At 60.1% G+C, this 19458-nt stretch carries 15 protein-coding genes; 8 read left to right on the top strand and 7 right to left on the bottom strand.

From position 1 onward, the window contains the following. Positions 1 to 37: 37 nt before the first annotated feature. Positions 38 to 1162, bottom strand: coding sequence for a methyltransferase (locus tag BMZ57_RS21055; protein WP_044287920.1), 1125 nt, complete (start codon positions 1160 to 1162; stop codon positions 38 to 40). Positions 1163 to 1319: 157 nt separating this feature from the next. Further along, positions 1320 to 2030, bottom strand: coding sequence for a helix-turn-helix transcriptional regulator (locus tag BMZ57_RS21050; protein WP_021492936.1), 711 nt, complete (start codon positions 2028 to 2030; stop codon positions 1320 to 1322). A 366-nt stretch (positions 2031 to 2396) separates the two neighbouring features. Here BMZ57_RS21050 and BMZ57_RS21045 point away from each other — a divergent pair, with 366 nt between their 5' ends. Next, positions 2397 to 3173, top strand: coding sequence for a ferredoxin--NADP reductase (locus BMZ57_RS21045; RefSeq protein WP_010206686.1), 777 nt, complete (start codon positions 2397 to 2399; stop codon positions 3171 to 3173). Positions 3174 to 3218: 45 nt separating this feature from the next. Here the strand turns inward: BMZ57_RS21045 and mscL are convergent, their stop codons facing one another. After that, positions 3219 to 3638 carry a large-conductance mechanosensitive channel protein MscL gene (mscL, locus tag BMZ57_RS21040; protein ID WP_010206685.1) on the bottom strand — a complete coding sequence of 140 codons (420 nt, stop codon included), beginning with the start codon at positions 3636 to 3638 and terminating at the stop codon, positions 3219 to 3221. 287 nt (positions 3639 to 3925) lie between these two features. On the opposite strand from mscL, the gene katB reads away from it, so the two are divergent. Genes katB through radA form a run of 3 tightly spaced genes read left to right on the top strand, consistent with a single transcriptional unit; the run spans position 3926 to position 7468 of the window. Beyond that, a complete protein-coding gene (gene katB / locus BMZ57_RS21035; RefSeq protein WP_069673141.1) occupies positions 3926 to 5467 on the top strand; it encodes a catalase KatB in 1542 nt (513 codons plus the stop codon). Positions 5468 to 5525: 58 nt separating this feature from the next. Further along, a complete protein-coding gene (locus BMZ57_RS21030; RefSeq protein WP_010206683.1) occupies positions 5526 to 6065 on the top strand; it encodes an ankyrin repeat domain-containing protein in 540 nt (179 codons plus the stop codon). Between the two features lie 35 nt (positions 6066 to 6100). Next, positions 6101 to 7468, top strand: coding sequence for a DNA repair protein RadA (gene radA, locus BMZ57_RS21025; protein ID WP_038453821.1), 1368 nt, complete (start codon positions 6101 to 6103; stop codon positions 7466 to 7468). A 29-nt stretch (positions 7469 to 7497) separates the two neighbouring features. On the opposite strand, the gene BMZ57_RS21020 is transcribed toward radA, so the two are convergent. Further along, entirely contained in the window at positions 7498 to 7866 is a 369-nt protein-coding gene (locus tag BMZ57_RS21020; RefSeq protein ID WP_010206681.1) for a PilZ domain-containing protein, read from the bottom strand. Between the two features lie 174 nt (positions 7867 to 8040). On the opposite strand from BMZ57_RS21020, the gene BMZ57_RS21015 reads away from it, so the two are divergent. From BMZ57_RS21015 to yjiA, 3 genes are all read left to right on the top strand, one after another. Further along, positions 8041 to 10107: a carbon starvation CstA family protein gene (locus BMZ57_RS21015; protein WP_069673142.1), complete on the top strand. Its 2067-nt coding sequence runs from the start codon at positions 8041 to 8043 to the stop codon at positions 10105 to 10107. 15 nt (positions 10108 to 10122) lie between these two features. Beyond that, positions 10123 to 10320 carry a YbdD/YjiX family protein gene (locus BMZ57_RS21010; protein WP_003194308.1) on the top strand — a complete coding sequence of 66 codons (198 nt, stop codon included), beginning with the start codon at positions 10123 to 10125 and terminating at the stop codon, positions 10318 to 10320. 156 nt (positions 10321 to 10476) lie between these two features. Continuing rightward, positions 10477 to 11436 (top strand): GTPase, encoded by a 960-nt coding sequence (gene yjiA / locus BMZ57_RS21005; protein ID WP_010206678.1) that lies wholly within the window; start codon positions 10477 to 10479, stop codon positions 11434 to 11436. A gap of 112 nt (positions 11437 to 11548) precedes the next feature. Here yjiA and glyA read toward each other — a convergent pair whose 3' ends face one another. The 3 genes from glyA to BMZ57_RS20990 all read right to left on the bottom strand — a co-directional run bounded on the left by glyA (position 11549) and on the right by BMZ57_RS20990 (position 17623). After that, positions 11549 to 12802 (bottom strand): serine hydroxymethyltransferase, encoded by a 1254-nt coding sequence (gene glyA, locus BMZ57_RS21000; protein ID WP_010206677.1) that lies wholly within the window; start codon positions 12800 to 12802, stop codon positions 11549 to 11551. Positions 12803 to 13043: 241 nt separating this feature from the next. Next, positions 13044 to 16895, bottom strand: coding sequence for a bifunctional diguanylate cyclase/phosphodiesterase (locus BMZ57_RS20995; RefSeq protein WP_069673143.1), 3852 nt, complete (start codon positions 16893 to 16895; stop codon positions 13044 to 13046). A gap of 116 nt (positions 16896 to 17011) precedes the next feature. Then, positions 17012 to 17623: a LysE family translocator gene (locus tag BMZ57_RS20990; protein ID WP_010206674.1), complete on the bottom strand. Its 612-nt coding sequence runs from the start codon at positions 17621 to 17623 to the stop codon at positions 17012 to 17014. A gap of 158 nt (positions 17624 to 17781) precedes the next feature. On the opposite strand from BMZ57_RS20990, the gene ettA reads away from it, so the two are divergent. Then, positions 17782 to 19446, top strand: a complete 1665-nt coding sequence (gene ettA, locus BMZ57_RS20985; protein WP_010206673.1) for an energy-dependent translational throttle protein EttA — start codon at positions 17782 to 17784, stop codon at positions 19444 to 19446. Positions 19447 to 19458 lie beyond the last annotated feature (12 nt).

The raw sequence follows: 19458 nt of genomic DNA, 5'->3' as shown, positions 1-19458 counted from the left end.
TTTCAACCCTGCCCCTCGCGAGATCGGCAGGGTTTTTTTATTTGCGCGCTTTGAGGATCACGAATTTTGGCGTGGTGGCGACTTGCTCGACACCTCGGAACAAGCGCGCCAGTTTGGTGTGATAACCCAGGTGGCGGTTGCCGACTATATAGAGGGCGCCACCGACCACCAGCGCTTCCCGCGCCTGTTGGAACATGCGCCAGGCGAGGAAGTCGCCCACCACCTGCTGCTGGTGAAACGGCGGATTGCACAGCACCACGTCCAGCGATTGCGGCTCTTGCCCGGCCAGGCCGTCGGCGGCGCGCACGACGACATCGCGTTCGCCAAGTGCGGCGTGCCAGTTCTCGGCTGCCGACTGCACGGCCATGTAGGACTCATCTACCAAGGTGTAGTGCGCTTCGGGATTTTGCAGGGCGCTGGCAATCGCCAGCACGCCGTTGCCGCAACCCAGGTCTGCCACGCAGGCACTGCCCAGGTTTTTCGGCAAGTGGGGCAGGAACGCGCGGGTGCCGATGTCCAGGCTTTCGCGGCAGAACACGTTGGCGTGGTTCAGCAGTTCGATGGCCGGCGTGTCCAGGGTGTAGCGGGTCGGGTAGGGCGAGACTGCAGCAGGACGGTCTTCGGGAGTGGCGATCAGCAAACGCGCCTTTTTCACTGCCAGCGACGCCTGCATCGGGCCGATGTAACGCTCCAGCAACTCGCCTGCCGCCCGTGGCAGATGCTTGATCATTGCCCCGGCGATGACTTGAGCTCCCGGCGCGAGTTGGCCTTGCAAGCGGATCAGTTGTTCTTCCAGCAAGGCCAGGGTTTTCGGTACGCGGATCAACACACAGTCGTACGGCCCTGTCGGAACCTGGCTGGCGGGGATGAATGCCACCGCATCAAAAGCCTTGCCGTTGCGCACCAGGTTTTTTTCCAGGCCCTGGGCGGCCAGGAACGAATCACCACTGGAGGTTACCTGCACCTGGCCTTGAAGGCTGGCCGCCAGGGCGCCGAAGCTGTCATTGAGCACCAGCACGCGCGTCGTCACCGTCGGCTGTTGCTCGGCCAGGTGATTGAGCAGGTACTCGTCGGCGGCATCGAAGGCTTGCAGCGGATCGTTATGTTGCTCTGGCTGGCGGATCAGATCGAGCTGGGCGAAGGGGCTTTCGAGCAGGGGCATGGCGGGGGAGGCTCTGGGTAAACGATGGGTGTTCGGCAGTCGCCGACCAAACCGTCTGAGTGAACAACAGGCGGCCCAGGGGGCTGCTCAACACTCAGAATTGGCCGTAAATGTTACGTTTTTTTCAGCGGGAATACATGCGGTGTTTCTTTGCCGGTCAAATAATCCCGCTGCGGGCGGCGCAGAGCACGGCGGCAATCTTGTTATTGACCCCCAGTTTTTTGAAACAGCTGCAAATATGATAGCCAATCGTTCGTTCGGACAAGCACAGGATGGCGGCTATGTCCGCTGCGGTCTTGCCCATGGCGGACCACTTGAGGACCTCCCTTTCTCGCGCGGTGAGTGTGCTGGCAGCTATGACGTCGGGGGAGGCCGCATACTTCTGCGCCACGACGGCGTGCATTGCGTGACACAGCCACAATACCTGGCCGGCCTTTTCGTACAGCTCTTCCGGGCTGACTTCGTGTCTGCTACGCGCCAGGGTCAGCATGCTGAACACGCCCCGGAAGTCATGCACGGCTTGCGTCCATCCCACGTTCACACCCAGTGTCTGCGCCAGGGACCACAGGTTGGGCGAGTCCCGAAAGGTCTTCTCCTCCCAGACAACCGGCAGCACTGAGGTCTTGCAGTGTTGGACGACGGGGTCTATGTCGAAAAAGTGTGCTTGGTCATACAGCGTGGACCACTCGCTTGGATAGTTGTTGATATCGATCGGTTTTGCTTTGTTTTTGGGTATTTGAGAACTCATCTTGAAGGAACAGTATTGAAAGCCGAGCTCATACGTTTTGTTGGTAAGCATTTCAAACACACTGGTGATCTCGTCCTCGCCTTCCAGCTTGGGGAGTTTTGTATTGCGCCAGTTGATCATCGGTAAATCTCCATGGATTAAGCTATTTGGGTACGTCCTGAACCCCAAAGCTGCAGAAAAGAAGTTTAGGACAGGGACTACGCGGCGGTAGGAAAAATTTGATCTTGTAAGCACGTGTTTAATAATTTTCTGCAAGGCTGCTCATGAACTTTGCAAGGGGCACATGAGAAAATTGCGGTTTATTAGAGGGTTGTAATGATCAACTAACAGCGCGTTGTTGAATCCACTGGAAAGGCTAATAGCGAATTGATTGGCGGTGATATTACGTAGCCACTGCTCCATGAGCTCAAGAAGCCATTACCAACCGTAGGTGTTCCCACGCGCGACTTTGAGGGACACTAGGGCACCTGTAGAACGGAGCCCCCCATGACGGCCAGTGCTGAGAAATTTACCCGCCAGACCTTGCTCGATGTGCAATCGCTGACCCCCAGCCTGTTTACCCTGCGCACCACCCGCGATCCGGGCTTTCGTTTCACGGCGGGGCAGTTCGTGCGCGTGGGGGTGACCAAGGCGGACGGCAGCACCGTGTGGCGCGCCTATTCCCTGGTGTCCTCACCGTTTGACGAGCATCTGGACTTCTTCTCGATCGTTGTCCCAGGGGGGGAGTTCACCAGTGAGCTGAGCCGCCTGCGTGTGGGCGATACCTTGATGGTGGAGCGCCAGGCCACGGGCTTCCTGACCTTGAACCGTTTCGTCGATGGCCGCGACTTGTGGATGCTGGGGACGGGCACCGGGGTAGCACCTTTCCTGTCGATCCTGCAGGATTTTGAAGTCTGGGAGAAGTTCGAACGCATCATCCTCGTGTACAGCGCACGGGAAGCCAAAGAACTGGCCTATCAGGCACTGATCAAGGAACTGGGCGAGCGTGAGTATCTCGCCGAATACGCGCACAAGCTTATCTACATTCCCACAGTCACCCGTGAGCAACACCCTGGCGCGTTGAATGGACGCATCACCACACTGATCGAAAATGGCGAGCTTGAGCGCGCAGCCGGCGTTGAGTTGACACCGGAACATTCCCGCGTGCTGATCTGCGGCAACCCGCAGATGGTCGATGACACGCGGCAGTTGCTCAAGCAGCGTGACATGAACCTGAGCTTGAGCCGCCGCCCAGGCCAAGTGGCGGTGGAAAACTATTGGTAATAAAAAAGGCGCCTCAAGCAGGCGCCTTTTTTCTCAAACCGTTCGTTACAGGCGCGGCTTGTCGTTCTGTGCCTTGAGCAGATCCCGGATCTCACCCAGCAACACTTCTTCCTTGGTCGGCGTCGGCGGCAGGCTTGGCGCCACGGCCTCTTCCCGCTTCAGGCGGTTGATCGCCTTCACACCCATGAAGATCGCAAACGCGACGATCACAAAGTCGATGACGCTCTGGATGAACTTGCCATAGGCCAGCACCACCGCAGGCACATCGCCCTGTGCCGCCTTGAGCGTAATCGCCAAGTCACCGAAGTCCACACCACCGATCAACAGACCGATTGGGGGCATCACCACGTCGCCTACAAACGAGGAAACAATCTTGCCGAAGGCGGCACCGATGATAATACCGACGGCCATGTCGACCACATTACCTTTGACCGCGAAGGCCTTGAACTCACTGATCACGCCCATAGGTTATTCCTTGTTACAGATGAGAAGGGTGGGACTCAGTGTAATTCAGTCATAGCGGGCTTGCCCGACACAACCGTTTACACTGTTAATTTTTATCGACACATTAAAACGCAAATAGTTTGCAAAGTGCCACCAGTCGCGCGCGAAATACGCCTGATATCAGTGACTTAACAGATTATTTTATTAATCGGGTCGTTGTGGCTTTTCTATTTATCTTCTGACGCTTGGGTCACTAGCCTCTGGCAAGCACAACTGAATGTGCACTAAAAAAACCAGAGGAAACCTCGATGAAGACCCCAATGAGCCGCGGGCCGGTTTCAGCGCGATACGCGCTGGTACTGGCGACCGCCAGCCTGCTTTCCCTGTCCGTACACGCCGCCAACCTGACCCGCGACAACGGTGCTGCGGTTGGCGACAACCAGAACTCGCAGACCGCCGGCGCCAATGGTCCGGTGCTGCTGCAAGACGTGCAGTTGATCCAGAAACTGCAGCGCTTCGATCGCGAGCGCATCCCCGAGCGCGTGGTACACACCCGCGGTACCGGCGCCCACGGCATCTTCACCGTCACGGACAACCTCAGCGACCTGACCAAGGCCAAGGTGTTCGCGGCCGGTGAAGCCACGCCGGTGTTCGTTCGCTTCTCCGCCGTTGTCCACGGTAACCACTCCCCGGAAACCCTGCGCGACCCGCGTGGTTTCGCCACCAAGTTCTACACCGCCGACGGTAACTGGGACCTGGTGGGCAACAACTTCCCGACGTTCTTCATCCGCGATGCGATCAAGTTCCCGGACATGGTCCACGCCTTCAAGCCAGACCCGCGCACCAACCTGGATGACGATTCCCGTCGCTTCGACTTCTTCTCCCACGTGCCCGAGTCCACGCGCACGCTGACCGAGCTGTACTCCGATTCCGGCACCCCGGCCAGCTACCGGGAAATGGACGGCAATGGCGTGCACGCCTACAAACTGATCAACGCCAAGGGCGAAGTGCACTACGTCAAGTTCCACTGGAAGAGCCTGCAAGGCATCAAGAACCTCGATCCCAAGCAGGTCACCGAAGTGCAGGGCCGCGACTACAGCCACATGACCAACGACCTGGTCACCCATATCAACAAGGGCGATTTCCCCAAGTGGGACCTGTACGTGCAGGTGCTCAAGCCTGAAGACCTGGCCAAGTTCGACTTCGACCCGCTGGATGCCACCAAGATCTGGCCGAATGTACCCGAACGCAAAGTCGGGCAGATGGTGCTGAACCGCAACCCCGCCAATGTGTTCCAGGAAACCGAGCAAGTGGCCATGGCCCCGGCCAACCTGGTGCCAGGCATCGAGCCGTCCGAGGACCGCCTGCTGCAAGGTCGGGTGTTCTCCTATGCCGACACCCAGATGTACCGCCTGGGCGCCAATGCCCTGCAACTGCCGATCAACGCTCCACGGGTGACTGTCAACAACGGTAACCAGGACGGCGCGATGAACGTCGGCAAGACCACCACCGGCGTGAACTACCAGCCAAGCCGCCTGCTGCCACGGGACGAGCCGCAAACCGCGCGCTACAGCCAGTCGAACCTGGTGGGCAGCACCCAGCAGGCGAAGATCCAGCGTGAGCAGAACTTCAAGCAGGCCGGTGATCTGTACCGCTCTTTCACCAAGAAAGAGCGCCAGGACTTGATCGAAAACTTTGGCGGCTCGCTGGCGACCACCGATGACGAGAGCAAGCACATCATCCTGTCGTTCCTCTACAAGGCCGACCCGGAATATGGCACCGGCGTGGCCAAGGTTGCCAAGGGGGACCTGGCGCGCGTGAAGGCGCTGGCGGAAAAACTGACTGACTGATCCGTTGGTTCTGGTCGGCGCCCAATGACGGGCGTCGACCCTTGGCAGGAGAACACCCATGCGAGTTTCTATCGGATTGCTGATGGCCATGCTGGCCTTTGTCGCCCATGCCGAGTCTCCCGAGCCGGTCGCGCTCAAGGCCCAGCTGCAGGACTACTATTTCGACGCCGCCCGCCGTGGCGACCTCGACATGCTCAACACCTTCATCGACTCCGGCTACAGCCTCAACACCCAGGACGACAAGGGTTACACCGCGCTGATCCTCGCCGCTTACCACGGTCAGGGCCCGTTCGTGGAGCGCTTGCTCGATGCCGGTGCCGACGCCTGTGTGCAGGACAGGCGCGGTAACACCGCGCTGATGGGCGCGATCTTCAAGGGTGAGCTGAAAATCGCCCAACGCCTGCTGGCGACTGACTGCAACCCCGACCAACGCAACGGCGCCGGACAGACAGCGGCCATGTACGCCGGGCTGTTCAAGCGTGTCGAGTTGCTGGAAGCGTTGAAGGCCAAGGGCGCGGACCTCAATGCCGAAGACCCGATCGGCAACAGTGCTTCACGATTGGCCAGTGGTGAAATCCGGACCCCGGCGCCGCGCTGAGCTATCATCGCGGTTTTTCGGTTGGAGGTTCTCAAATGGCAAAGGCCAAGCGCATGTACGGCTGCACGGAGTGCGGCGCGACCTTTCCCAAGTGGGCCGGCCAATGTACCGAATGCGGTGCGTGGAACACCCTGACTGAAACCATGATCGAGAGCGGTGGCGCTGCGGCCCCCACTGGCCGTGCCGGCTGGACCGGGCAACAGGCGCAGATCAAGACGTTGGCCGAAGTCAGTGTCGAAGAGATCCCGCGTTTCTCCACGGCCTCCGGTGAATTGGACCGGGTGCTGGGCGGCGGCCTGGTGGACGGTTCGGTGGTGCTGATTGGTGGCGATCCGGGCATCGGCAAATCGACGATCCTGCTACAAACCTTGTGCAGCATCGCCAGCCGCATGCCGGCGCTGTATGTCACCGGCGAAGAGTCCCAGCAGCAAGTGGCCATGCGCGCCCGTCGCCTGGGCTTGCCCCAGGATCAGTTGCGAGTGATGACCGAGACCTGCATTGAAAGCATCATTGCCACGGCGCGTATCGAAAAGCCCAAGGTCATGGTGATCGACTCGATCCAGACGATTTTCACCGAACAACTGCAGTCGGCGCCGGGGGGGGTGTCCCAGGTGCGTGAGAGTGCGGCGCTGCTGGTGCGCTATGCCAAGCAGAGCGGAACAGCGATCTTCCTGGTGGGGCATGTGACCAAAGAGGGCGCACTGGCCGGGCCACGGGTGTTGGAGCACATGGTAGACACCGTGCTGTATTTCGAAGGTGAGTCCGACGGTCGTCTGCGCTTGCTGCGGGCGGTGAAGAACCGTTTCGGCGCGGTCAACGAATTGGGCGTGTTCGCCATGACTGACCGGGGGCTGAAAGAAGTCTCCAACCCTTCAGCGATTTTTCTCACGCGCGCCCAAGAAGAAGTCCCAGGCAGTGTGGTGATGGCAACCTGGGAAGGCACCCGTCCGATGCTGGTGGAAGTGCAGGCCCTGGTGGATGACAGTCACTTGGCCAACCCCCGCCGCGTGACGTTGGGCCTGGATCAGAACCGCCTGGCGATGCTGTTGGCGGTATTGCATCGCCACGGTGGCATCCCGACCCACGATCAGGACGTGTTCCTCAACGTGGTCGGCGGGGTCAAGGTGCTGGAAACGGCATCCGACCTGGCGTTGATGGCGGCGGTGATGTCCAGCCTGCGTAACCGGCCGTTGCCCCATGACTTGCTGGTGTTTGGTGAAGTCGGTTTGTCCGGTGAAGTGCGCCCGGTGCCCAGCGGCCAGGAGCGCCTCAAGGAAGCGGCCAAGCACGGCTTCAAGCGCGCCATCGTGCCCAAGGGCAATGCGCCGAAGGAATCACCGCCGGGGATCACAATTATTGGCGTGACGCGGTTGGAACAGGCGTTGGATGCGTTGTTCGAGTAACCGGCAACACCGCAAACCCATGTGGGCTGTTAAACCTCTAGCAAGGCGCCCAACTCGCGCTCCAACTCTTCCTCGTCACCCAGGTTCAACTCGATCAGCCGCCGCAAATGGCTGATCGATTCCAGGTCGATGTGCTGGCACACAAAGCCCAATTGCCCATGATCCTCATGAGCCAGCCGCACTTGCATCTTTATATGGGCCTTTGGGTCCAGGCGTATGTCCACGTCGAACGGCAGCGCCTTGTTGCCCTTCCAGTCTTCGGGCTTTTGTATCAACAAGCCTTTTAACGACAAATCCACTAATTGCGCCGGCCATTCGCGGCCGTTTTGCCGAAATTCAGTCTTGGCGTCAAAAGCGATACGACGGAAACGGCGGCGGTCAGACGGTTGTTCGGTCATGGTGAAACCCTCTGGAGATACGGGGATTGTAGCCCTGCGCCATCATTGGCCCGGTATTTCTGCTTTTTTTGCGCGCAGAAGGCTCTAGACCAACGTAGGGGGGTGGCCTTTAAGGCCAACAGCGCTAAACTCGGCATGGCTGTCCTTTCTGTCCACCCTGGCTGGAATATAAAAATGAAAAATAATAATAGCCTGCTACGCCACCTACCCTGGCTGGTGCTGGCAATCGTAGGAGCGTGCGCCCTGGGCGTAGTGGCCTTGCGCCGCGGCGAGGCAATCAACGCCTTGTGGATTGTGGTCGCTGCTGTGGCCATCTATCTGGTTGCGTACCGTTACTACAGTCTGTTCATCGCTAACAACGTGATGCAACTCGATCCACGGCGGGCCACCCCCGCAGTGCTCAATAATGACGGTCTGGACTATGTGCCGACCAACAAACACATCCTTTTCGGTCACCACTTTGCGGCGATTGCCGGTGCAGGCCCGTTGGTCGGCCCGGTGCTGGCGGCGCAAATGGGCTACCTGCCTGGAACGCTCTGGCTGATTGCCGGCGTGGTGCTGGCCGGTGCGGTTCAGGACTTCATGATCCTGTTCCTGTCCACCCGTCGTAACGGCCGTTCCCTGGGGGACATGGTGCGCGAAGAGATGGGCCGTATCCCAGGCACCATCGCGCTGTTCGGCTGCTTCCTGATCATGATCATCATCCTCGCGGTGCTGGCGCTGATCGTGGTCAAAGCGTTGGCCGAGAGCCCGTGGGGCATCTTCACGGTGATGGCGACCATCCCGATCGCGATGTTCATGGGCATCTACATGCGCTACATCCGCCCGGGCCGCATTGGCGAAATCTCGATCATCGGGGTGCTGTTGCTGCTGGGTTCGATCTGGCTGGGCGGGCAGATCGCTGCTGACCCGGTCTGGGCCAAGGCTTTCACCTTCACCGGGATCCAGATCACCTGGATGCTGATCGGCTACGGCTTCGTGGCCGCGGTACTGCCGGTGTGGCTGATCCTGGCGCCGCGTGACTACCTCTCCACTTTCCTGAAAATCGGCACCATCATTGCTCTGGCAATCGGCATCCTGGTGACCATGCCCGACCTTAAAATGCCGGCACTGACCCAATTCGTCGACGGCACCGGCCCAGTGTGGAAGGGCGGCCTGTTCCCGTTCCTGTTCATCACCATCGCCTGTGGCGCGGTCTCGGGGTTCCACGCGCTGATTTCTTCCGGCACCACGCCAAAGTTGCTGGCTAATGAAAGCCATGCCCGCTACATCGGTTATGGCGGCATGTTGATGGAGTCCTTCGTGGCCATCATGGCGATGGTTGCCGCGTCGGTGATCGAGCCGGGTGTGTACTTCGCCATGAACAGCCCGGCCGCAATTGTCGGCACCGACGTGGTCACCGTGGCGCAGACCGTCAGCAGCTGGGGCTTTGCGATCACGCCTGAGGCGCTGTCCGCGGTGGCCCATGACATCGGTGAAACCACTATCCTGGCCCGTGCCGGTGGCGCACCGACGTTGGCAGTGGGTATCGCGCAGATCCTGCACAGTGTGCTGCCAGGTGAAAACACCATGGCGTTCTGGTACCACTTTGCGATCCTGTTCGAAGCGCTGTTCATCCTGACGGCAGTGGATGCGGGCACCCGTGCCGGTCGCTTCATGTTGCAGGATTTGCTCGGCTCTTTCGTACCGGCGCTCAAACGCACCGAGTCGTGGACCGCCAACCTGATCGCGACCGCCGGTTGTGTGGCCATGTGGGGTTACCTGCTGTACCAAGGCGTGATCGACCCACTGGGCGGCATCAACACCTTGTGGCCGCTGTTCGGTATCTCCAACCAGATGCTGGCAGGTATTGCGCTGATGCTGGCCACCGTTGTGCTGATCAAAATGAAACGCCAGCGTTATATCTGGGTGACTATGCTGCCGGCCGTCTGGCTGCTGATCTGCACCACCACCGCAGGCTTCATCAAGCTGTTCGACGCCAACCCGGCGATTGGCTTCCTGTCGCTGGCGAAGAAGTACAGTGATGCATTGGCCAATGGCCAGATCCTCGCCCCGGCGAAGAACATCGACCAGATGCAACACGTGATCTGGAACGCCTACACCAACGCAACGCTGACGGCGCTGTTCCTGTTCGTGGTCTTCAGCATCCTGTTCTATGCGCTCAAGGTTGGCGTCGCCGCCTGGGGCAACAAAGAACGTACGGATAAAGAAGCGCCGTTCCAGGCAGTACCGGACGCATAACCGAGGATTGCAACCATGTTCAATGACATCAGTCGCCTCGGTAAATACCTCGGTCAGGCCGCGCGCCTGATGGTCGGCATGCCCGACTACGATACGTACGTCGAGCATATGCAAACCAAACACCCGGACAAGCCGGTGATGGACTACAAGGCGTTCTTCCGGGAACGCCAGGAAGCCCGTTACGGCGGCAAGGGTGGGCCTAAGTGCTGCTAACCCGGCACTCGGGCTTGCGGTGATCCACTGTGGGAGCGGGCTTGCTCGCGAATGCGGTCTGTCAGTTGATGTATGTGCTGACTGATACACCGCATTCGCGAGCAAGCCCGCTCCCACATTTGTTTTGTGTTCCTTCAGTTATAAGGAGAACTGCTTTTGTCCTCTCCCATTCCAGTGACCGTCCTCAGTGGCTTCCTCGGCGCCGGCAAGACCACCTTGCTGCGCCACCTGCTCAAAGCCGAGCACGGCCTGAAGATCGCCGTGATCGAAAACGAATTCAGTGACGCCGGTATCGACACCCAGCTGCTGGGCGCCGAGCCGGTGCAAGTCATGACCCTGTCCAACGGTTGCGTGTGCTGCACCATCCACACCGACCTGACCAAGGCCCTGTACCTGCTGCTCGAACGCCTGGACAGCGGCGAGATCGCCTTCGATCGTCTGGTGATCGAGTGCACCGGCCTGGCCGACCCGGCCCCCGTGGCCCAGACCTTTTTCATCGACGAGGAATTGCGCGAGCGCTACATCCTCGACGGCATCATCACCCTGGTGGATGCGGCCCACGCCGAGCACCACCTGACCCAAACCATCGCCCAGGCCCAGATCGGCTTTGCCGACCGCCTGCTGGTGAGCAAGCGCGACCTGGTGGATGACGCCACCTTCGACGCGCTAAGCGAGCGTCTCACCCGCATCAACCGCCGAGCGCCGATCCGCGTGGTGGACCATGGCAACATCGACCTGGCTGAATTGCTCGACGTACGTGGCTTCAATCTCAACGCCGGCATGACCCTACGCCCGGTCAGCGCCGCGCCGTCCATCGACCGTATCTCAAGCCTGGTGCTGCGCACCGATCAGCCGCTGGATATCGACCGCCTCAGCGAGTTCATGAACGAACTGCTGGAGGACCACGGCAAGCAGCTGTTGCGCTACAAGGGCGTACTGAACATTGCCGGGGAGGACCGGCGCATGGTGTTTCAGGGCGTGTTGAAGCTCTACGGTTTCGATTGGGATACCGAGTGGGCCGAAGGCGAGGCGCGGGAGAGTGTGATTGTGTTTATTGCCGATGAATTGCCGGAAGACAAGATTCGCGAGGGCTTTGCGAAGGTCCACCAACGCTGATCAAAAATGTGGGAGGGGGCAGGCCCCCTCCCACATTTGATCGCACTTCAAGTTGGAACAGGCATAAAAAAGCCCGGCTCAAGAGCCGGGCTTCTTAGTCAAGCAACTGCTATCAAGCGCCGTACACCGGCAGCTTTTTGCAGATGGCCTTGACCTTCTCACGCACCGCGTCGATCACGGCTTCGTTGTTCAGGTCAGCCAGGATGTCGCAGATCCAGCCAGCCAGTTCCTTGCACTCAGCTTCCTTGAAGCCACGAGTGGTCACAGCCGGGGTGCCGAAACGCAGGCCCGAGGTGACGAACGGCGAACGTGGGTCGTTCGGCACGGAGTTTTTGTTCACGGTGATGAAGGCTTTGCCCAGGGCAGCATCAGCATCTTTACCGGAAATGTCCTGCTTGATCAGGGACAGCAGGAACAGGTGGTTCTCGGTACCGCCGGACACGACGTCAAAGCCGCGCTCGATGAACACGCTCGCCATGGTCTGGGCGTTCTTGACCACTTGTTGCTGGTAGGTCTTGAACTCAGGCTGCAGGGCTTCCTTGAAGCAGATCGCTTTGGCGGCGATCACGTGCTCCAGTGGGCCGCCCTGGGCGCCTGGGAATACGGCCGAGTTCAGCTTCTTCTCGATGTCGGCGTTGGCGCGCGCCAGGATCAGGCCGCCACGTGGACCGCGCAGGGTCTTGTGGGTGGTGGTGGTGACCACGTCAGCGAAAGGCACCGGGTTCGGGTAGACGCCAGCGGCGACCAGACCGGCCACGTGGGCCATGTCCACGAACAGGTAAGCACCGACTTTGTCGGCAATGGCGCGGAAACGTGGGAAGTCCAGGATCTGCGAGTAGGCAGAGAAACCGGCCACGATCATTTTTGGCTTGTGTTCAACCGCCAGGCGCTCGACTTCGTCGTAGTCGATCAGGCCGTTGGCATCGATGCCGTATTGAACGGCGTTGTACAGCTTGCCGGAAGAAGAGACGCTGGCGCCGTGGGTCAGGTGACCGCCGTGGGCCAGGCTCATGCCCAGGATGGTGTCGCCGCCTTGCAGCAGGGCCAGGTACACGGCGCTGTTGGCTTGGGAACCGGCGTGCGGCTGGACGTTGGCGTAATCGGCGCCGAACAGCTCTTTGGCACGGTCGATGGCCAGTTGCTCAACCACGTCGACGTACTCGCAACCACCGTAGTAGCGCTTGCCTGGGTAACCTTCGGCGTACTTGTTGGTCAAGACCGAACCTTGAGCCTCCATCACCGCTGGGCTGGTGTAGTTTTCCGAAGCGATCAGCTCAATGTGCTCTTCCTGGCGCACGGCTTCTTGCTCCATGGCGGCGAAGAGATCGGCGTCGTACTTGGCAATAGTCAAATCACGGCTGAACATGGCGGTCCTCAAGGATCGGGGGCAGAAAAGGAGGGCATTCTAACCCAATGGGTTTTAGATGGCATATGAAAGGACATCATGTCGCGGACAAGTGGGGCTCATCTGCGGATAGGCGGTGTCTGTGCTGCCGCCTTCGCGAGCAAGCCCGCTCCCACATTTCGACCGCATTCCCCTGAGGGAACTCGATTGAATGTGGGAGCGGGCTTGCTCGCGAAGAGGCCATTTGCCCCACCGCAGAACGTCAGTCGAACATGAACAGCGCATCATTGCTGAACTGCGCCTCGAACCTATTTGCCGGCATCGGCCGCCCGAACAGATAACCCTGCACTTCGTCGCAGCCATGCTCACGCAGGAAGTCCAGTTGCTCATGGGTTTCCACGCCCTCGGCGATCACCGCCAGGTTCAGGCTATGGGCCATGGCAATGATAGCGCGGGCGATCTGTGCGTCCTGCTCGCCTGATGGCAGGCCGTCGACGAACGTCCGGTCGATCTTCAGCACGTCGATCGGGAATTGCTTGAGGTAATTGAGCGAGGAATAACCGGTACCAAAGTCGTCAACCGCAATGCTCAAGCCCAGGTTTTTCAGGCTGTCGAGGATCTGCATGGCCTCGTTGACTTCACGCATCAGGATACTTTCGGTGAGTTCCAGCTCCAGGCACGCCGGCGGCAAACCGGTGTCCTTGAGAATGGTGGCGATGCGAGTGCCCAACTGGCCGTCGGAGAACTGCCGCGCGGAGATATTCACCGAGACCTTTGGCACGCGCACCTTGTTCTGGTGCCAGGTCTTGAGCTGGCGACAGGCTTCGCTGATCACCCAGTCGCCCACGTCTACCACCAGGCCCAACTCTTCCAGCACCGGGATGAAGTCCCCTGGCGGCACCAGGCCACGTCGTGGGTGACGCCAGCGCAGCAGGGCTTCGGCGCCGGTCAGGCGCTTGCCGTCGCCACTGAACTGCGGTTGGTAATAGAGCACGAATTCGTTCTGCTCCAAGGCGTGGCGCAAGTCGCTTTCCAGCTCCAGGCGCTCCAGGGCGCTGGCATTCATATCGGCCTGGTAGAACTGGAAGTTGTTCTTGCCACGCTCCTTGGCGTGATACATCGCCGTGTCGGCGTTTTTCATCAATTGGCTCAGCTCGTTGCCGTCCTGAGGGCTCAGGGCGATACCGATACTGGCGGTCACAAAGAACTCGCGGCCTTCCAGCACGAAGGGCTTCACCAGGCTGGCGAGGATCTGCTCGGCCACATGTATCGCGCGGTTCAGCGCCATTTCGCGATTGACCCGTGGCTGCAGGAGCAAGGTGAACTCGTCGCCCCCCATGCGTGCCACGGTATCGTCTTCGGCCACGCAACCCAGCAGGCGTGTGGCCATTTCCTTGAGCATACGGTCGCCGGCGGCGTGGCCCAGGGAGTCGTTGATGGGTTTGAAGCGGTCGAGGTCAAGGAACATCAGCACCACCCACGACTTTTGCCGTTCAGCGGCCTGCAGCGCGGTGTGCAGACGGTCCTGGAACAGTGTGCGGTTGGGCAGGTGGGTGAGGGCGTCGTAGTAGGCCAGGCGGTGGATGCGTTGTTCGCTGGCCTTGCGCTCACTGATGTCACTGAAGAAACACACATAGCTGGCCAGGTCGCCTTCATCGTCGAACACGGCGGTAATGCCGACCCATGCCGGGTAATGCTCGCCGTTGCGGCGCTTGAGCCACACTTCGCCTTCCCAGGTGCTGTGCTGATGCAGCTGCTTGAGCACGTAGCGCAGGTGGGCTTCCTGTTGTTCGTCGACGGTGAGCATGTTCGGCAACTGGTCGAGCACATCGCTGACCGCGTAGCCGCTGACCCGGCTGAACGCCTCGTTGGCCTGCACGATATAACCGGCGGGGTCAGTGATCAGGATCGCCGAGGTCGAATGTTCGAACACCGTTGCCGCCATGCGCAGGTCTTTCTCGGCGCGGCGTTGCTGGCTGATATCACGGCCTACGCCGAGGATGCCCTCGAAGGCGCCGTGTTCGTCCCACACCAGCACCATGCGCAGTTCGATCGGCACTTTGCGACCGTCTGCGCGCAGGCAGTCGAACAGGAACAGCTGGGTCTGGATCTCATCACGCAGCTTGTTCAGCGCCTCAGGATCGCCCAGCGCGCGGCTGACCTCTTCCATCAGGCTGTAAATGCCGGTCAATTGCTGCGGGTTGGCGATGATCGACTGCCAGCCGTTCTTGAACACCCAGTCCACGTCATAACCGAGCACAGCGTTGACCGAAGGGCTGATGTAGTTGAGGGCCAATTGGCTGTCGGTGGAGCAGATCACGTCGCTGATGCTTTCGGCCAGCATGCGATAGCGCTGTTCGCTGTCACGCAGGGATTCGCTGGCTTCGATCTGGTCGGTGATGTCCTTGGCCACGCCGATGATGCGGCTGATTTGTGTCGTCTTGTCGCGGGCCAAGGCTTGCTCGCGGATGTCAAAGCGCCGCCATTGGTTGTTGCGGTGACGAAAGCGCAGCTGGCATTGCAATTGGGTGGTGTAGCCGATCTGGCGCTGCTGCTGGCGCAAATCGTGGTAATGCTCGGCGTCTTCGGGGTGCAGCAGGATTTCCCAGAAATATTCGCCCATTTGCTGCAGTTCGGCCTTGTTGTAGCCAAGGGTGTGGCCCAAATGATGGTTGCTGAAAATCATGCGCTGGCTGATCACGTCCTGCACATACAGATGGTCGGGCACGGTGCGTACCACGTCCGACCAGAAGCTCTCGCGCTCCACCAGCGACAGCTCGATCAGCTTGCGGCTGGTGATATCGCTGATGCTGAGGATCACTGCCTTGAAATCGTCCTGCTGCTCCGGCAGGCGCATCACCAGCCACAGGTACTGCTCGTTGCCGGCCACGTCCTTGAGCTGGATTTCCAGTTCCAGCTGGTGCTGTTGGGTCAGCACCGCCTCAAGAATCTGGTGGCCGATAGACGTGACATTTCGCGGGCAGTCATCGATCAGACGTTCCCAGGCTTCTTCGCAGGAGCCCACGTTCAACAGACGCACCGCCACCTGGTTGACCTCGGTGATGCGCAGTTCCTTGAGCAGTTGCTGGCGCTCGTTGGGGTGGTCCTGCAGCCAGGCGTGCAGTTGCTCGCGGGTCTCCAGCCGGGTCTTGTCGAAGAATGCGTTCAGGCCCATCAGGTCGAGCACGCACAGGGCGACGCCGGTGCCTTCGAAAATGTCTTGGTAGCGTCGGCGGCCTTCATGCACCTGGCGCTGGCGGCGGCGCATGTTCAGCAGCACGATCACCGGGATCAGCGAGAACGCCAGGCCCAACAGGCATTTGCCGATGAAAGCCGGCAGCAGTTGCTCCAGCACCGCAGTACGGTCGAACAGCCCGCGCAGTTGCCAGTCGCTTTTGCTCAGGGGCGTGACCAGCACGCTTTTATTCAGCTCGTCCGGGGTGAGCGCGGACGCCCACTGCGCCGGCATGCCGCTGTCCCGGCTGACAACACGGTGGTTGATGCGATTCTCGATGACCCACAGCGGTCGCTGGCCCTGGATGTCTTGGCGGGTGAGGTTGGCGAGGTAGGTGGGGGCCAGGCGCAGCGCCCAATACATCCGGGAGCCGCCGCTGGGCTGGTGCAGCAAGAGATAGATGATGGTGCCGTCGTTGCTGTTGCTCAGGTAATAGGACTGGGCACGGCTGCGTTGCACCAGCTCTGCCAGCCAGGCAGCGTCCTGGCTGTCGGCGGCGCTGTCACTGATCATCGCGCCGCTGGGGGCGAGCAGGGCGATGCTGCGCAACTCCGGCAGCGAGCGTTGCAAGGTGCGCATCAAGGCCTGTTGCTGTTCGCTGTCACGTGGCGGCTCGACCATCGGCAGCAGGTTCAGGGCGATTTTCGCGCTGAGGGCCATGTTCAAGCTGATCTGTTCAGCCAGGTCGGCGCTGTAGTCGATGGTGTACTGCTGCTGGTTCTTCTGGTTTTGCTGCAACTGGTCCAGCAACTGCCAGAACAATAACGCGAGCAGCATAAGGACAAGCGTCGCCAATGCGCCTTTGAGGGTGCCGTGCAGGGGCGCTCTCGGCGCTATATGAGCGGCGCGCAGGGGAGTTGGCGGCGTGACTTTGGACAAGCTGTGATCCTGCGGTTTGGCTGGACTGGCGCGCGACGTGCACTATAAGCCGGACGCCCGGAGGGCGGCTAGCATGCCTTGACTTGTGGCAAAGTGCCAGCCCCGCCTGGCGGGCATTAAAGAGCGCCGCCGAGGTGGATCAGGCTGTCCGCCAGCCGTGTCAGGATCGCCAGGGTGAACAGGCTGATAACCACAGACGCCGTGCGGTTGATGGTGTGCGGCGTCAACCACGCGTATCCGCCTCGTTTGATGCGGGCACCCAGCAGCACCCAGGCGCAGCCCACAGGTATCACCACGGCAGTGAATTGTGCGACGAAAGGCAGGTACAGGGTCAAGTCGATAAACGTCTGCATCGGCACGATGAACGAGACGATCAGCAACCCCTTGGGATTGATCAGCGTCAGCAGGAAGAAATGCCGCTTGGACACCCGTGCCTCGGGCTCGGTGTGGAGTGTTTCGTCGGGATGGCGCCACAACAGGTAGCAAGTCCTGATCAAATAGCATACCGAGGCGAACTGCACGAGCTTCAGGCCCCAGGGCGCGTTGTCGCCGATATGGCTGAGCAGGTAGCCCCAAAAGGAGATCTGCGTCAGATAGGCCAGGCATTCCAGCAGGCTCAGTGGCCAGGCGCGCCTGAATCCCGTGAGTAATCCCGAGCGCAGTAGCAGCGTGTTGGTAGGCCCCGGCATTAACAGCAGTAGCCCGAGTGCGGATAGGACGCCAAGCATGAAGGTTTCTCCTGGAGCCCCTGAGGGCTTTGGCCGGCTAATCTAACAGATAGGCTTCGATACGCTCGGTCACTTAGGTTAACCTTGAGGATTCGCAACACTATGTACAGCGCCATGACGCTACGTAGGCCTGTTCTTACTTTTATGAGGTCCACATTTTGGCTCAATACGTCTTCACCATGCATCGGCTGGGCAAAGTTGTCCCGCCGAAGCGGGAAATCCTGAAAAACATTTCGCTGTCCTTCTTCCCCGGCGCCAAGATCGGCGTGCTCGGCCTCAACGGTTCGGGTAAATCCACACTGTTGAAAATCATGGCTGGCGTCGACACCGAGTTCGAAGGCGAAGCCCGCCCGATGCCGGACCTGAATATCGGCTACCTGCCGCAAGAGCCGATCCTGGACCCGACCAAGACCGTGCGTGAAGTGGTTGAAGAAGCCGTCAGTGTGATCAAGAACGCCCAGGCGCGCCTGGACGAGGTCTACGCGGCTTACGCTGAAGAAGACGCCGATTTCGACAAACTGGCCGCCGAACAGGCCAAGCTCGAAGCCATCCTGCAAGCCGGCGACGGCCACAACCTGGAGCGCCAGCTGGAAGTCGCCGCCGACGCGCTGCGCCTTCCGGCGTGGGACGCCAAGGTCGAGCACCTGTCCGGTGGTGAGAAACGTCGTGTGGCCCTGTGCCGCCTGCTGCTGTCGGCTCCCGACATGCTGCTGCTCGACGAACCGACCAACCACTTGGACGCCGATTCCGTCGCTTGGCTGGAACACTTCCTGCACGATTTCCCGGGCACCGTGGTAGCGATCACGCACGACCGTTACTTCCTGGACAATGTGGCCGGCTGGATCCTTGAGCTCGACCGTGGCGCCGGTATCCCTTACGAGGGCAACTATTCCGGTTGGCTGGAAGCCAAGTCCGACCGACTGGCCGCCGAATCCAAGCAGCAATCGGCCCATGAAAAAGCCATGAAGGAAGAACTGGAGTGGGTGCGCAAAGGCGCCAAGGCCCGCCAGTCCAAATCCAAGGCACGTCTGCAACGCTTTGAAGAAATGCAGTCCCAGGAATTCCAGAAGCGCAGCGAAACCAACGAGATCTACATCCCGGCCGGTCCGCGCCTGGGTGACAAGGTCATCGAGTTCAAGAACGTTTCCAAAGGCTATGGCGACCGCGTGCTGATCGACAACCTGTCGTTCTCCATGCCAAAAGGCGCGATCGTCGGCGTAATCGGTGGTAACGGCGCGGGTAAATCCACGCTGTTCCGCATGCTGATGGGTAAGGAAACACCGGATTCGGGCACCATCGAAGTCGGCGAAACCGTGCAACTGGCCTGTGTGGACCAGAGCCGTGAAGACTTGGATGGCAGCAAAACCGTGTTCCAGCAGATTTCCGACGGCTCCGACCAGATCCGTATCGGCAACTATGAGATCCCGTCGCGTACCTATGTAGGCCGTTTCAATTTCAAGGGCGGCGACCAACAGAAGTTCGTCAAGGACCTGTCCGGTGGTGAGCGCGGTCGCTTGCACCTGGCCCTGACCCTGAAAGAGGGCGGCAACGTCCTGCTGCTCGACGAACCGTCCAACGACCTTGACGTTGAAACCCTGCGTTCCCTGGAAGAAGCCCTGCTGGACTTCCCGGGCGCCGCCATTGTGATCTCTCACGATCGGTGGTTCCTTGACCGCGTCGCGACCCACATCCTGGCGTACGAAGACGACTCGCAAGCGGTGTTCTTCGAAGGTAACTACACCGAGTACGAAGCGGACCGTAAAAAGCGTCTGGGCGATGCAGCTGCCCAGCCGCACCGTGTACGGCACAAAAAACTGGCCTGATTCGGGTTGGTT

This window comes from Pseudomonas simiae, from assembly GCF_900111895.1.
GTDB classification, from domain to species: domain Bacteria; phylum Pseudomonadota; class Gammaproteobacteria; order Pseudomonadales; family Pseudomonadaceae; genus Aquipseudomonas; species Aquipseudomonas simiae.
The sequence above is the reverse complement of the archived record's forward strand: the minus strand, read 5'-3'. Positions and strand labels throughout refer to the sequence as shown.